This is a genomic window from Erwinia sp. MYb375, from assembly GCF_037479175.1.
Classification (GTDB): domain Bacteria; phylum Pseudomonadota; class Gammaproteobacteria; order Enterobacterales; family Enterobacteriaceae; genus Erwinia; species Erwinia rhapontici.
On record NZ_JBBGZS010000023.1, the window covers coordinates 821494 to 837087 of the forward strand.

13 protein-coding genes are annotated in these 15594 nt (G+C 56.7%); 5 read left to right on the forward strand and 8 right to left on the reverse strand.

Features of this window, described 5'->3' with window-relative positions:
• The first annotated feature begins 163 nt into the window (after positions 1-163).
• Positions 164-1321, forward strand: coding sequence for an FAD-dependent urate hydroxylase HpxO (hpxO, locus tag WH279_RS16780; protein ID WP_200644157.1), 1158 nt, complete (start codon positions 164-166; stop codon positions 1319-1321).
• A 723-nt stretch (positions 1322-2044) separates the two neighbouring features.
• Here hpxO and rhaM read toward each other — a convergent pair.
• The 4 genes from rhaM to rhaB are packed head-to-tail and all read right to left on the reverse strand — an operon-like array spanning position 2045 to position 5926.
• Positions 2045-2359 carry an L-rhamnose mutarotase gene (rhaM, locus tag WH279_RS16785; protein WP_339457799.1) on the reverse strand — a complete coding sequence of 105 codons (315 nt, stop codon included), beginning with the start codon at positions 2357-2359 and terminating at the stop codon, positions 2045-2047.
• Complete coding sequence (rhaD, locus tag WH279_RS16790; protein ID WP_133841972.1) at positions 2349-3191, reverse strand: rhamnulose-1-phosphate aldolase; 843 nt, start codon at positions 3189-3191, stop codon at positions 2349-2351. Before rhaD ends, rhaM begins: the two co-directional genes overlap by 11 nt.
• A gap of 9 nt (positions 3192-3200) precedes the next feature.
• Complete coding sequence (locus WH279_RS16795; protein WP_339457800.1) at positions 3201-4457, reverse strand: L-rhamnose isomerase; 1257 nt, start codon at positions 4455-4457, stop codon at positions 3201-3203.
• Positions 4454-5926, reverse strand: coding sequence for a rhamnulokinase (gene rhaB, locus WH279_RS16800; RefSeq protein WP_339457801.1), 1473 nt, complete (start codon positions 5924-5926; stop codon positions 4454-4456). The genes WH279_RS16795 and rhaB overlap by 4 nt, the downstream gene beginning before the upstream one ends.
• A gap of 298 nt (positions 5927-6224) precedes the next feature.
• Here rhaB and rhaS point away from each other — a divergent pair, with 298 nt between their 5' ends.
• Positions 6225-7046, forward strand: coding sequence for an HTH-type transcriptional activator RhaS (gene rhaS / locus WH279_RS16805; protein ID WP_133841969.1), 822 nt, complete (start codon positions 6225-6227; stop codon positions 7044-7046).
• Between the two features lie 11 nt (positions 7047-7057).
• The gene (gene rhaR / locus WH279_RS16810; RefSeq protein ID WP_339457802.1) at positions 7058-7921 is read left to right on the forward strand and encodes an HTH-type transcriptional activator RhaR; all 864 of its coding nucleotides are present in this window, start codon (positions 7058-7060) and stop codon (positions 7919-7921) included.
• A 723-nt stretch (positions 7922-8644) separates the two neighbouring features.
• Here the strand turns inward: rhaR and rhaT are convergent.
• The gene (gene rhaT / locus WH279_RS16815) at positions 8645-9679 is read right to left on the reverse strand and encodes an L-rhamnose/proton symporter RhaT (RefSeq protein WP_339457803.1); all 1035 of its coding nucleotides are present in this window, start codon (positions 9677-9679) and stop codon (positions 8645-8647) included.
• A 137-nt stretch (positions 9680-9816) separates the two neighbouring features.
• A complete protein-coding gene (locus WH279_RS16820) occupies positions 9817-9987 on the reverse strand; it encodes a hypothetical protein (RefSeq protein WP_200644099.1) in 171 nt (56 codons plus the stop codon).
• Positions 9988-10060: 73 nt separating this feature from the next.
• Here WH279_RS16820 and aldA point away from each other — a divergent pair, with 73 nt between their 5' ends.
• A complete protein-coding gene (aldA, locus tag WH279_RS16825; protein ID WP_339457804.1) occupies positions 10061-11500 on the forward strand; it encodes an aldehyde dehydrogenase in 1440 nt (479 codons plus the stop codon).
• A 160-nt stretch (positions 11501-11660) separates the two neighbouring features.
• Positions 11661-12611 (forward strand): sulfonate ABC transporter substrate-binding protein, encoded by a 951-nt coding sequence (locus WH279_RS16830; RefSeq protein ID WP_339457805.1) that lies wholly within the window; start codon positions 11661-11663, stop codon positions 12609-12611.
• A 118-nt stretch (positions 12612-12729) separates the two neighbouring features.
• Here the strand turns inward: WH279_RS16830 and WH279_RS16835 are convergent, their stop codons facing one another.
• Together WH279_RS16835 and WH279_RS16840 are read right to left on the reverse strand one after the other, a co-directional pair.
• On the reverse strand, positions 12730-13935 hold the full coding sequence (locus WH279_RS16835) for an acyl-CoA dehydrogenase family protein (RefSeq protein ID WP_339457806.1): 1206 nt from the start codon (positions 13933-13935) through the stop codon (positions 12730-12732).
• Positions 13928-15391, reverse strand: coding sequence for an MFS transporter (locus WH279_RS16840; protein WP_339457807.1), 1464 nt, complete (start codon positions 15389-15391; stop codon positions 13928-13930). The genes WH279_RS16835 and WH279_RS16840 overlap by 8 nt, the downstream gene beginning before the upstream one ends.
• Between the last annotated feature and the right edge of the window lie 203 nt (positions 15392-15594).

Here is a 15594-nt window from a genome sequence, read left to right on the forward strand (position 1 = left end):
CTCTTATAGCACCATAAGCGTGCACTGCATCATTATCGCGCCGCACATCGTTGCAACCTTTGTTTCATTCTTTCATCGGTGGCCCGCAGGGCGGCATGCAGTGTGCCTTGAGAGGCTGGTATGGAAATTGCTTCCTTTACATATAGATCGAGAGGAGGAACGGATGAAAGCAATTATCATAGGTGCCGGTATTGGTGGGATGTGTACAGCGATTGCGCTGAAGCGCTGCGGGATCGACAGCGAAGTATATGAAGCGGTGAAAGAGATTAAGCCGGTCGGCGCGGCTATTTCCATCTGGCCCAACGGTGTGAAATGCCTTAACTATCTTGGGATGAAAGATGCCCTGCGCGCCATTGGCGGCCCGATGCATTATATGGCGTATAAAGATTATCAGAGCGCGGAAACCCTGACGCAGTTCAGCCTTGATGCGCTGGTACAGGATTCTGGCGAACGCCCTTACCCGGTGGCGCGTTCCGAACTCCAGGCGATGCTACTGAATACCTGGGGCTTTGATAACGTGCAGTTCGGTAAACGCGTGAGTCGCGTTGAACAACAAAGTGACGGTGTCACGGCTTTCTTTGAAGATGGCAGTGAAGCACAGGGGGATCTGCTGATTGCCTGTGATGGCACCCACTCGGTGGTGCGCGAGCACGTGCTGGGTTACGCCACCGAGCGCCGATATGCGGGGTATGTGAACTGGAACGGGCTGGTCGAGATTGATGAGTCACTCGCCCCGGCCAACCAGTGGACGACCTTTGTGGGTGAAGGTAAACGTGTTTCGCTGATGCCGATTGCGGGTAACCGCTTTTACTTCTTCTTCGACGTGCCGTTGCCGAAGGGGTTGGCGGAGGATCGCATCAGCCTGCGTGATGATTTATCCCGTTACTTCGCTGGCTGGGCAGCGCCGGTGCAGCAGCTTATTGCGCAGCTGAATCCGGAAACGACCAATCGCGTGGAGATCCACGACATTGAGCCTTTCGCGCAGTTGGTTAAGGGCCGCGTGGCGCTGCTGGGCGATGCGGCACACAGTACCACGCCGGATATTGGTCAGGGTGGCTGTGCGGCGATGGAAGATGCGGTGGTTCTGGCGATGACGCTGCACAGCAACTCGCTGGGGATTGAGGATGCTCTGCTGCGTTATCAGCACAAGCGAGCCGATCGGGTGAAAGATCTGGTGCTGAAAGCACGTAAGCGCTGCGATGTAACTCATGCGAAGGACCCGCTGTTAACCGCGGAGTGGTACGCCGGGCTGAGGCAGGAATCCGGGGAACGTATTATCAGTGGGATGTGTGAGACGATTCAGGGTGGGCCATTAGCGTAGGGGCAGTTTTGGGCTGGCGGGGCCAGGCGCTTGGTCAGAGCCAGGTCTACGGTCTGATCTACGGCCAGGTCCAGGTCAAGGGGCGGCCAGTCGCCGCCGCCCCTGCACCCCGGGCTTGCGGCAGGCGCATCGCCCGCTAAAGCGGGTTCCCTCAGTCGATCGGTTTTCCCGCCGGACCGGGCGTGACGGGACATCCCTGTCCCGGCTCACCCTCTCGCCGACGTCCTGTCGGCTCGTCCTGGAAATCCGCCCTCCTTCGGCGAGGCTTAATTGCCGCTCAAAAGGTCAACGACCAGGTCAAAAGAACAATCAAAGACAAGTCAGACAAACCAGACACAAAAAGCCTTTTTGGGCTTTTGGTCATTTTATTTTTTTAAATTTGGGTTTTAGGGTTTGACCTGGGTTTTGATGTTGAGGCGGCAATTAAGCTGCGCTGAGGAAGCGATGTGAACCAGGATGAACCGCAAGGACGGCGGTGAAAGCTCGGGCCGGCACAAGGATGTGCCGTCACGAGTGGTCCGTCGGTGAGCAACGCTTGCGAAGGCACCCGCTGAAAGCGGGCGCGGCGCCTGCCGCAAGCCCGGGTCCCCAGGGCGGGGGCGACTGGCCGCCGTGGGTCGCTTCGCCCGCGATAGCGGGAAAGCGAAACGCCCTTGACGTTGACGTTGACGTTGACCTTAAGACATTGACCTGGCCCTGGGCTTAGCCCAGAACCGGCCCCCCTCACGCCAGATAAAACACCGACGTTAACTCCGCACTCACCGGACTATGATCCGCATTCGACGGCATCAACTCACACATCGATTGCCACCAGCGCTGGCACACCGCCGTCTCAGCCACGGCATTCCAACGTTCTTCTGACTCCACCTCCACCACCGCAAACAGCAGATTGCGCGGCGCATCAAGAAAAATACTGTAATGATGCGCGCCGTGATCCTTCAGCGTCTGCGCCAGTTCCGGCCAGATCGGGTTATGTCGCTGCTGATACTCCTGATGCTTATCAGGATGCACCTGCATCACAAACGCTTTACGCAACATGGTTATGCTTCGCCTCCAGCGCCGCGCGCCAGGGTTGCACGCCGAAACGTTCACCCAGCGCCACCAGTTCTTCAGTCGTTATGCTCTGCTTCATACCGCCCATTGACAGCACTTTCACCACCACTTCGGATGATTTCTCAGCGGTATCAATCAGGCCAAAAGTTTCGTCGAGGGTCGGTCCCGCACCAAAAATACCATGGAACGGCCACATCACCAGTGTATGTGACTGCATTTTCTCGGCGGTTGCACGACCAATCCCATCGGTGCCCGGCACCATCCACGGCACAATTCCTACACCATCCGGGAACACCACCAGACACTCGGTGCTGCCTTCCCATAACAGGCGGGTGAAACTGGCTGAATCCAAATCCACCACATAGCTTAACGCCATAAAGTGAGTGGCATGGCAATGCATAATCACGCGATCCGCGCCGTTGGTCAGTTGCTTACGCACACTGTGCGACTGGAAGTGTGATGCCAGCTCAGAGGTGGGCACACCACCGTTGGTCAGGCCCCAGTGGATGGTAAAGGCACGGCCATCTTCGCTAACGCGCAGCAGTACCAGACAGTCAGCCGGATCGAGCTGCACATTGCGGAAAAACTTGCCCGAACCGGTCACCAGGAACCAGTCATTAGCCAGCTGAGGTGCAGGCTGGCTCAGTTCAAGCGTACGCGGCTGACGGTCAAAGTCTGCCGCAAACGGCTGTACTTCTTCGTCCAGCAGCCGCAGCGAGACGTTACCGCCGTTACGTTCATCCCAGCCCTTCAGCCACATATCGGTGGTCGCTTTGACCATTCCCTGGACAAACCAGGCGTTGATAATTTTTTGCATGTCATACCCTTAACGTTGGCTGAGAATCTGTTGTTCGTAATGACGGACGTCGTTTAACCAGCTGGCACCGGCCGGGACATCGTGGCGCAGACACCAGGTTTCCCACACGGCCTGCCAGGGCAGGGATTTTTGCTCTTCCAGCAGCGCCAGCCGTGCCGTGTAATCCCCGTCGTTTTCCAGCGTTTTCAGCATATCGACCGGTTCCAGCAGTGCACGCAGCAGCGCTTTTTTGGCATTGCGCGTGCCGATCACCCAGGCCGCAATACGGTTGATGGAGGCATCAAAGAAGTCGAGGCCGATGTGCACCTTATCAAACAGACGCTGACGCACGATTTCGCTGGCAATCGCCTGGGTTTCATCATCCAGCAGCACCACGTGGTCGCTGTCCCAGCGTACCGGACGGCTGACATGCAGCAGCAGGCGTGGCACATACAGCATCGCGGTAGAGATCTTATCGGAGATCACTTCGGTCGGATGGAAGTGACCGGCATCCAGCGTCAGCGCGATCTGGCGGCTGGCGGCATACCCGAGGCAAAACTCGTTCGAACCCACGGTGTAGCTCTCCGCGCCAATACCGAACAGCTTGCTTTCGACAGCATCAATATGGTGAGCCGGGTTGAGTTTTTCGCCAATCACTTCATCCAGGGATTCCATCAGGCGCTGGCGTGGCGCAAGGCGATCCACAGTCAGATCTTTCATGCCATCCGGCACCCAGATATTCATCACTGAGGGCGTACCGAGCTGCTCACCCAGGTACGCCGACACCTTGCGGCTCGCCTGACAGTGCTCAATCCAGAACTGACGGATGTCGGCATTGTTATGTGCCAGGGTAAAGCCATCTGCACTCAGCTCATGCGAAAAGCAGCTGGGATTAAAATCCAGCCCCAGCTGGCGATCGCGCGCCCACGCGACCCACCCGGCAAAATGCTGGGGTTTGATTTCATTGCGTTTGACGGCCTGCTCGCTTTCCAGATAGATCGCATGCAGGTTGAGACGTTTCGGGCCGGGGATCAGCGCCATCGCCTGGTCAAGGTCCGAACGCAACTCTTCCACATTACGTGCGCGGCCAGGATAGTTGCCCGTGGCCTGAATACCGCCCGTCAGTGCGCCCTGCGGGTTTTCAAAACCGCGCACATCGTCGCCCTGCCAGCAGTGCATGGAAACGGGCAGTTGGTCGAGCTGTGACAGTGCGGCTTCTACATCCACACCGATATCGGCGAAACGCTGTTTCGCCAGGACGAAAGCCTGTTCGATGGCCTGGGTCATATACATAGCTCCTTTGCTGAAGAGGTGAGTGACACGAAACGCGCCAGATTGCGGCGAAACACGTCACTCCCGTGAGAGTCAAAACGGATAAGAGGAAAATGCTGGCCAAGCTGCTGGCGGAAAGCCGTGACATCCGCCACCGCACCGGCGGTAATCAGCTGGCAGCCGATATTGCCCAACGTGGAGGCCTCCACCGGGCCAGCGAACACCGAAATGCCACAGGCATCGGCACATAACTGATTAAGGAATGGGTTCTGGCAGCCGCCACCGACAATATGCAACTGGCTGAAGCGCGCACCGCGCAGCTGTTCCAGCTCCTGCAACACCTGGCGGTAGCAGAAGGCCAGGCTGTCAAAGATGCAACGCGCCAGCTCAGCCGGGGTGCCCGGCACCGGCATTCGCTGCCCGGCGCAGGCATCCTGAATTTCACGCACCATGCTGGGGGGATTAATAAAGCGAGCGTCATTCGCGTTAATCAGCCACTGACAGGCTGGCTGCTGCTCCGCATCCGCAATCAACTGACAGAGATCGGTAATGGCCAGCTCGCTACACACACGCTGGAGCAGCCACAGACCCATAATGTTTTTCAACACCCGGAAGCGCCCTTCGGCCCCACCTTCGTTGGTGATATTGGCGTCCTGGGCAGCCTGACAGGTAAAGGGCTGACGGCTTTCAAAGCCCATTAATGACCAGGTGCCGGAGCTGAGGTAAGCCGCATTGTCACCCGCTAGCGGCGTCGCCAGTACGGCACTGGCGGTGTCATGGGTGGCAACGGCCACCACCGGGATCACCTTGCCTGACGGGCTGGTCCAGCCCCCGACGCGTTTACCTGGCTGTGACGGTTTGCCAAACCATGACGGGTTCGCCCCGCTCCAGCGCAGCAGATCCGCGTCCCACTCACCGCTGGTGATGTTCAGCATTTGCGTGGTGGTGGCGTTGGTGTATTCCCAGTTAAGTTCACCCGTCAGGCGGTAATGCAGGTAGTCAGGGATCATCAGTGCATGCGCCACCTGCGCCAGTTCTGGCGCGGCATCACGGCACAGTGCACGCAGTTGATACAGGGTGTTAAACGGCAGGAACTGGATGCCGGTGCGCTGATAAATACGGTCATGGCCGAGTTCACGGCAGGCCTGTGCCATCACGCCCTGGGTACGGTCATCGCGATAGGCCACGGGCAGACCCACCCGGTTCCCCTGCGCATCCAGCAGCACATAGTCGACCGCCCAGGTATCAATCCCGATGCTTTCGGGCACGATGCCCTGGCGGTCAATGTCTTCCAGTGCCGCAACAATAAACTGTTCCAGCGCATCAAGATCCCAGCACTGATGGTTATCAACGGTGACCAGCTGGTTTACGCAACGGCTGACTTCATTCAGCGTCATCGCACCGCTTTCTGAGTCGTGCCGGGCCAGCATAACGCGGCCGCTGGACGCGCCAAGATCGATGGCGACAAAGTGACGAAGGCTCATGTGTTCGCTTCCTGATGATTCAATGTCACCAGTGTAAAAGAGCCTGATTTTGCCACCTTCTCGCTACTGCCAGCCGGATCTGACCGCTGGCAGCCTGGCAAAGATGAACGTGAAGAAGATCACAATTTGATTACTGGCACGCAGAATCACGGGATGTGACCCTGCCCTCATTTCTCACTCTTTCCCCCACTTTCTTAAAAATATCACCGGGATAGTCGCTTTCGCTGTCAAAAATTCAAGGTGGACTGCCATCACGCTGCGTAGACTCTGTTGCTGATATGTTAAAGAGGAAACGATCATGACCGTGTTACACAGCGCTGATTTCTTCCCGACAGGGCATTTCCCGGTTGCCATTGAACCCCGTGCGCCACAAGGGGTGTTCCCGGAGCATTATCATGATGATTTTCATGAAATTGTCATTGTTGAACAGGGTGCAGGTATTCATGTTTTTAACGGCCAGTCACAGCCTTTATGCAGCGGCTGCGTCTGCTTTGTACGCAGTCATGATCGCCATCTGTATGAACAAACGGAAAATCTGTGCCTGACCAACGTGCTCTATCGCGGGCCGGAATCCTTTCGTTTTCTCTCCGGCCTGCAGCATCTGCTACCGCAGGAGCAGGACGGAAACTACCCTTCGCACTGGCGCATCGGTAACAAGGTACTGGCCCAGGCCAGGCAGTTAATCGAGCAGTTAGAGCAGCCACCGCTCAGTGACAGCCTGGCCTGCCAGGCAGAACAGGAGATGCATTTTATGCGTCTGCTGTTGCTGTTACGCCAGGGGGGCAGCGCCAGCAACGACGATCAGGACAGTCGCCTGCGTGGATTGCTGGACTGGCTGGCGGATCACTACAGTGAGGATGTGGACTGGGAAAATCTTGCCGACCGTTTTTCGCTGTCGCTGCGCACGCTGCACCGCCAGTTGAAACAGCAGACCGGCAGCACACCTCAACGTTACCTTAATCGGCTGCGATTGCTGGAAGCACGCCACCTGCTGCGTCACAGTGAAATGCGGGTGACAGATATTGCGTTTCACTGCGGTTTTGGTGACAGCAATCACTTTTCTACGCTGTTCAAGCGTGAATTTGGCCTTTCTCCACGTACACTGCGACAAAATGACTGATGAGGTGACCCGTGACTGCTCCCCTGCGACTGGCAAAAGCTGACTACTTCCCTTCTGAACAGATGCCTGTCGCGGTGGCTGAACGCACCTCTCAACCCTCTTTCCCGCCTCACGTCCACGAATTCAATGAGATTGTGCTGGTCTGGCGCGGTAATGGCCTGCACGTGATGAATGACCGCCCCTGGCTGGTCACCTGCGGTGATATTTTATATCTCAATGCCCATGACTGCCACAGCTATGAATCAGTCAATGAACTGGCGCTGGATAATATTCTTTACTGCCCGGAGCGTTTTCAACTGAGCCTCGACTGGCAGCAACTTATTCCCCCGCGTGAATCCGCCGCCTGGCGTTTAACCACACGTGGCATGGCGTTGGCGCGTGGCGTGATCCAGCAGCTTGAACAGGAAAGCAGGAAAAGTGATGTGCTGTCACGTCAACTGACGGAGGCGCTGTTTTTACAGCTGGCCTTAGTGTTGCAACGCCATCGTTATGCGTCCGATCGCGCCTGGCAGATGCCGGAGGGAGAACAGCTCGATCTGCTGATGGCTGCGATTCAGGGGCAGATTGCTGTCCCCTTTGACCTTGCCACCTTTTGTGGCCAGCACCAATTGTCAGAGCGTGCGCTGAAACAACTCTTCCGTCAGCAAACTGGCATGACCATCGGGCACTATTTACGTCAGTTGCAGCTATGCCAGGCGAAGCACCTGTTGCGTACCAGCGAATGTCTGATCGGTGAAGTGGCCGCACGTTGTGGCTTTGATGACAGTAATTACTTTTCCGTGGTGTTCACCCGTGATACCGGGCTGACCCCCAGCGCCTGGCGCCAGCGATTTGTGCGTCCTTCCACTTTGCACGTTCGGTCGGAAAAGGCCTGATGGCCATAATGCGGGAGGGTTGACCTTTGAGGCATAAGGCCAGGGGCTTGGGCTTGAGCCAAGGCCAGGTCAAGCCCAGGTCAAGGTCTTAAGGTCAAGGGCGTTTCGCTTTCCCACTTCGTGGGCGAAGCGACCTAAGGGCGGCAGTCGCCCCGCCCTTAGGAATCCGGGCTGCGGCAGGCGCATCGCCCGCTTGACGCGGGTTCCCTCAGTCGGTCGGCTTTCCCGCCGGACCGGGCGTGACGGGACATCCTTGTCCCGGCTCACCCTCTCGCCGACGTCCTGTCGGCTCGTCCTGGAAATCCGCCCTCCTTCGGCGAGGCTTAATTGCCGCTCAAAAGGTCAACGGCCGGGTCAAAATCAAAAAACACAAAAATGTTTTGAGTCTTTTTGTTTTTTTAATCTTGGGTTTGGTTTTGATGTTGAGGCGGCAATTAAGCTGCGCTGAGGAAGTGATGTGAGCCAGGATGAACCGCCAGGACGGCGGTGAAAGCTCGGGCCGGCACAGGGAAGTGCCGTCACGAGCGGTCCGTCGGTGAACGGAACTGACGAAGGCACCCGTGAAACGGGCGCGGCGCCTGCCGCAAGCCCGGGGACAAGGGGCGGCGGCGACTGGCCGCCCCTTGTCGCTTCGCCCGCGCAGCGGGAAAGCGAAACGCCCTTGACCTTGACCTTGACCTTAAACTGACATCAAGCCAGAGAGTCCCGGGGCTCTCTCCCAGGTCAGGAAACCATACCCAGACCAACAATATTAGCCGCAATAATAATCACGAAGCATCCCACGCTAAGGACCTGCACCGGCTTACGCCCCACGTTATTCCACTCTTTCAGAACCAGACCCACCAGACCACCACACAATACATAGAAGCTCATGTGCAGCATCCAGCTGACAAAGTCATACTGCGCCGGAATGCGTGCATGGCCCCAGGCATAGAAGAAGAACTGCAGATACCACATGATGCCGCCGAGCAATGACAGACAAACGTTGGCAATCAGCAGTGATTTCGCCACAGAGAAGTCCGCTTTCACTGACAGGTTTGACTTGGTGGCCAGACGGATAAAACAGAAACCAAGGTTCACCAGCGCCCCGCCCCCCATAATCACCACGTAGCTCGGTAACGCTACGTACAGCGGATCGATACCCAGCGCCGCTGCCGCTTCATGCATCGGTTTGGCGGCGTCCATGGCAAAGGACATCCCGGCCGAGAAAATCCCACACATCACCGCCAGTACCAGCCCTTTTTTCAGGTTGAACTCTTCCGCAGTGATGCCCATTGCCCGTTCTTTTAACAACCCGGCACGGGAGACGATCGCCACGCCGGCAAGAGCAACCAGCACGCCCAGCAGCGTCAATCGTCCTCCGTCAGAGCTGAACAGCTCCACAAAGCGCCCCTGAAGCAGCGGCGTCATTAACGTTCCGACCACCAAAGTGATGCCGATGGCAATACCGATGCCCATCGACATACCGAGATAACGCATGGTCAGACCGTAGTTAATGTTACCAATCCCCCACATCGCGCCGAACAGGAAGACAGGCATCAGCTGTTCAAGCGAGAACGCGCTGTAGTAAGCCCAGAAATTGGGCAGCAGGATCGCACTGACGGCCCAGGGGAGCACGATCCACGACATGATCCCGCCCACCGACCACATGGTTTCCCATGACCAGTTGCGCACTTTTTTGAACGGTGCATAAAAGCAGGCAGCACTTGCGGCCCCGACCAGATGCCACAAAATACCGGAGACAATGGCTTCACTCATTTTTTAATCCTTCGTTGTTGTTTGCCCTGATGACGAAGGAGTCTACGGAGAAGGTCAGGTGCTCAACCTTAGGCTGGTTGCCCCTCTGGCACCAAACCTGGCAAAATTGAGCACCTTCTCCCCTCCGCTGTCACAAATCAATCATCTGATTCGCCGCAACGTGCTAAATCGTGATTTTTGCCTAAGCCGCTCATATTCATCACTAAATAGAGATAATGCCAGCGCAGGCATGGGGTTCTTGCCGTTTTTGCCAGCCAGCTCTCATTGATGGCAGCCACATCAAGGTGATTCACCGCCAGCTGTAGCACCTTCTCAGACCTGCAACAGTTTTTGCGCTGTTAATTAACAACCCTATAAAAAGTGTGTCACGGAGAATCAGCCATGAACCCAGTTCAGCAACACATGTATATCAATGGTGAGTTTGTCGAAAATCGCGCCGATCGCTGGATAGAAGTGATCAATCCGGCAACCGAAGCCGTGCTGTCGCGCATTCCTGAAGGCAGCGCAGAAGATGCGCAGCGTGCTATTGATGCGGCAGAGGCGGCCCAGCCCGCCTGGGAAGCGCTGCCCGCTATCGAACGCGGTAACTGGTTGCAAAAAATCGCCCAGGGTGTGCGCCAGCGTGCCGCAGAGCTGACCGCCGCCATCGTTGCCGAAGGGGGAAAAACCCAGGAGCTCGCCGAAACGGAAGTGTTCTTTACCGCGGACTATCTGGACTATATGGCCGGATGGGCGCGCCGCTATGAAGGTGAAATCGTGCAGAGCGATCGCCCGCAGGAGAACATCCTGGTATTTAAGAAAGCGATTGGCGTCACGACAGGGATTCTGCCGTGGAACTTCCCGTTTTTCCTGATTGCCCGTAAAGCCGCGCCGGCCCTGTTAACGGGCAACACCATCGTGGTCAAACCGAGTGAACTGACCCCGAACAACGCGATTATCTTTGCGCAGATTGTTGATGAGATTGGTCTGCCTGCCGGGGTGTTTAACCTGGTTACCGGCTATGGCCCGGTGGTCGGCCACGAACTGGCCGCAAACCCGAAGGTCGGACTGGTCAGCCTGACCGGCAGCGTGGGTGCCGGGATCGCCACCATGCAGGCGGCGGCAAAGAACATTACCAGGGTCTCGCTGGAGTTGGGCGGCAAAGCCCCGGCCATCATTATGAACGACGCCGACCTCGATCTGGCGGTAAAAGCGATTGTGGCATCGCGCATGATCAATACCGGGCAGGTGTGTAACTGCGCTGAACGTCTGTATGTGCAGGACGGAGTGTATGACGAGGTGGTTGAACGTCTGAGTGCTGCCTTTAAGCAGGTCACCTGGGGCGACCCGGCCAGCCAAAAAGGTCTGGACATGGGGCCACTGATCACGGCGGCAGCACTGCAACGCGTGGAACAAAAAGTGGCGGATGCAGTGGCTGCCGGGGCAAAGGTGGTGACAGGCGGCAAGCGTGCAGGCAACACCGGTTTCTTCTTCGAGCCCACCTTGCTGACCCATGTCGGGCAAAAGATGAATATTATGCAGGAAGAGACCTTTGGCCCGGTGCTGCCGGTGATGAAGTTCAGCACGCTGGATGAAGCCATTGCACTGGCCAACGACAGTGAATATGGCCTCACCTCCTCCATTTTTACCCAGAATCTGAACACCGCGATGCTGGCCCTGAAGCAGCTTAAGTTTGGTGAAACCTACATTAACCGTGAACACTTCGAAGCCATGCAGGGCTTCCACGCGGGCTGGCGTAAGTCCGGTATCGGTGGGGCCGATGGCCGTCATGGCCTGGAGGAATACCTGCAAACCCACGTCGCGTATCTGCAATACCAGTAACCGATCTTCCTGCCGTATTTGTCGTAGGGGGCGATCATTTTTTCCGATCGCCCTCCGCCCTTATCTATCCTGCACATATCGTTAGCACAACTACTCGTTAAGCCCGTTTCATGCAGTTTGTTATGTTTTTCCCATAGCGCTTATTACCTGGGGAAATAACATGAATAAAGCATTACTAAGCGGACTGATTGCCGGGATCGTTATTGGCTCGACCTTTTCGGCCACCGCCGCTGAAACCGCACCAAAAACCATCAATATCGGCTACCAAAAAGCCAATATCTTCGCGTTGCTGAAGTATCGCGGCACGCTGGACGAGCAGTTTAAAAAACAGGGCATTTCCGTTCGCTGGGTTGAATTCCCTGCCGGGCCCCAAATGCTGGAAGGCCTCAACGTAGGCAGCATTGACCTCGCGGCTACGGGTGATGCCCCGCCGACCTTTGCCCAGGCAGCCCAGGCCGATCTGGTTTATCTCGCCCACTCCCCGGCAAACCCGAAAACAGAAGCGATTGTGGTACCGGAGAACTCGCCGATCAAAACCGTCGCGGACCTGAAAGGCAAGCGCGTGGCGCTGAACAAAGGCTCTGACGTAAACTATCTACTGGTCAGCGCCCTGGAAGATGCCGGTCTGAGCTATAAAGACATCATCCCGGTTTATCTGCCTCCGGCCGATGCCCGCGCCGCATTCCAGCGCGGCGCGGTGGACGCCTGGGTGATTTGGGACCCGTACTACGCCGAAGTGGAAACCAACGCCAAAGCGCGTCTGGTGAAAAATGCCGAAGGTCTGGTACCGCACTACACCTTCTATCTCGCCAGCCGCAAGTTTGCCGATACCTATCCGCAGACGGCGAAACAGGTGGTCGATGAGCTGGGAACCCTGAGCACCTGGGCTAACGCCCACCCGGAAGACGCCGCGAAGATCCTCTCAACCTCGACCGGCCTGCCTCAGCCCATCTGGCAGCGTGCACTGGCGAGAATGCCCTACGGTGCAGAGCGCATGACACCGGAAGTGTTTAAGCAGCAGCAGGCACTGGCGGATAAGTTTACCCAGATTGGATTATTGCCAGTGAAGGTGGATGTCAGTTCGGCGACATGGTCGCTGGATAAGAAATAATTTCGGCCTGAATTCCACCCCATCCAAATCGCGGGTGGCCCAGAAAAGGTCCCCCCCCAACAATGCGGGGGCCCACCAAAAAGGGCCCCCCGCTGCTAAGAGTGGGTAGGTTTGGGTGTTACTCCCCTTCGCCAATCTGCCAGATAAACGTCGGTTCCTTACCGTTCACCTCCCAGTCGCCCACATTACGGATCTTATAAATCACCGGATTATGCGACGACACGGTGCGCGCATTACGCCAGTGGCGATCCAGCGCTTTACTGATGCGAGTATCTGATGCCCCCAGTGCATTAAACAGCTCGGTTGCGGCACGCGGGATCAGCTCGGTGGCAATCACCTGCGCCTGTGCTGACGCCAGTTCCGCCAGCACATTGGCCTGCTGGATCATCCCCTCATCCCCGCTGTTATGGACCTCATAAGCACGTTGCAGCGCATGCGTTGCCTGCTGAACGGCGGCGTCCACCGCATAGACCCAGCTGGAGATCTGCCCCACTACCTGTAATATCTGTACATCGTTTTTCACCTGCGTGGCATTGCCGTGGCTGTAGACACGTTTACGGCTGGCAACGCCTGCCGCGGCATCGCGTTTCACGGCGCGGCCAATACCCGCCAGCGTCGACAGTAAAACATGCTGATAAAACGCGGTCTGATAGCGAAAACGCTCGGTGAAATCATAGACATGCGCCTGCTCAACCTCTGCCTGATGAAAACGGGTGGTCCCACTGCCGCTCAGACGCTGGCCGAAGCCGTCCCAGTCATCTTCACGCTCCACGCCCTGCTGATGGGTGTTCACCAGCGCAATCACATCACGACCGTTATCGTTGCGCTGGGCATAAACATCAATCCAGTCGGCGTACAGCGTGCCGGTGCTGTAAAACTTCTCGCCGGAGATCAACCAGCCCTTCTCTGACGGGGTGACGCGGGTGATCACCTCACCCAGCTTGAGATTGCCGATTTCCGTCCAGCCACTGCCCACCAGCTCGCCATCATGGAAGCGGCGGAACCAGCGCTGACGCTCTTCACTGTCAGGCTGATTCAGGCGATCTTCCACAAAAGCGAAATGGGCGCGCAGCGCCTGCGGCAGGTTAGAGTCGGCTTCCGCCAGCTCCGTCAGCAGCTGGAACAGCTGCGGCAAGGTGGCGCCAAAACCGCCCTCCGCCTGCGGGATACGCAGGGTGCCGAACCCGGCTTCTTTCAACCAGCGAATCGGCTCCAGCGGAAGCGTACGCGTCACTTCACGTTCGGCAGCGCCTGCAGCAATGCGGGCAAATACCGGGCGAAAACGGGCCGCCAGCGCGGCGTAATCAGCAACAGATTCAGACATAGGATTCTTCCTTTTCGGATGGGTCATCAATGTCCTGCTTCGTCGGTTCAAAACGGATCACCAGCAGGAAAATAATCGGGATAATCGCGGCCAGCGAGACAATCCAGAACATATTAGTGCCAAAAGAAGCCTGCAAAATGGGCAGGATAAACAGCGCCAGCGCACTGCCGACACCTGACAGAGAGCGGCCAAAGCCGACGCCGGTGGCTCGGATATGCGTTGGATAAGAGAGTGCCGGGTAGATCATCATCTGCGCGCCTGGGCCGAAACCTTCAGCAAACAGCCACAGACCCAACATCAGGATGGCGAACACCACACCCATCGTGGCACTTGGGTGACCAATCAGCGCCAGCGAGATCAACGCGATAAATTGCAGGGCAAAACCGGCAATCGCCACATGACGGGATGGGAATTTCCATGCCAGACGCATGCCCAGCAGACCGCCGGTGAAGGCAAACAGCGCATTCAGCCCCAGTGAAGCCGAGATGGTTTCAAACACGCCTGCCCCCAGGAACTGCGCCAGAATTGACGGCAGGAAGAAGGCAATCGCGGTGTATTCAAACGAGATACAGATATTCATGACCGCCGTCACAATGGTGCGTTCGCGGTACGGTTTCTGGAACAAAACGCGGAAGCTCACCTTCGGGGGGGCCTTCTTCACGGGCTCTCTTTCATCGGGTTCGGCGGCATGCGCCGTAATGCCATAGGAGTCACGCAGAATACGTGCCGCCCCTTCCAGGTCACCCTGATTGGCGGCCCACAGCGGGGATTCATTCATAAACTTGCTGCGCACGGCGATGATCAAGAGCGCAGGCACCGCACCAAACAGCAGCGAGGCGCGCCACAGCCAGTCGGCGTGTTCGGCAGGCAGCAGGAAGTAGAGCGCAAAGATAATAAAGAAACAGGCGGACGAAGCGGCGTACCACATCGGGCACCAGGCCGCCAGCCGGGCGGCTTTGTTGCCTTTGCCCGCAAACTTCGAGAATTCAGCCAGATAGGCCATCGCCACGGGCAAATCGATGCCAACGCCAATGCCCATAAGGAAACGGGCACCGATCAGCACCCAAACGTTCGGCGCTAATCCGGCGGCAATCGCGGAGACCACAAAGAACAGCATATCGGCCATAAAGACGGAATAGCGACCATATTTATCGGTCAGCCAGCCACCCAGCAGGTTGCCCACTATGGTGCCGATCATGATCGATGACGTCACCAGCCCGGTGATCGCCGGCGTTAAGCCAAACTCTTTCACCACATCGTCAATGCCGTAGGACAGCGTGGTCAGATCGTAGGCATCGAGAAACACGCCGCCCAGAGCCAGAAAGACTATCCAGCGTGCGTAACTATTTTTACTGGTACGGGTATTAATAAGTTGTGCCACGTCACTGACAGATCGAACCGGTGTTGAATGGGATGGCGGTATTGCAATGCCATCGTCAATATTAATTGAACTCATAGTATCCCCTATCTCTATTATTTTACTGGCAGGTGCACCCTTCATATTCAAGCTGCGCAGGAACGGGCTACGGCTAAAATTATTTTGGGCATCTGAATACTGTTATAAAGAGGAAAACCTGTAATAACAAACAACAAAATATGATTTAAATACCATTTAAATCAATAAGATAATTAACTTCTTCAGCCTCAGCACAAAAACCG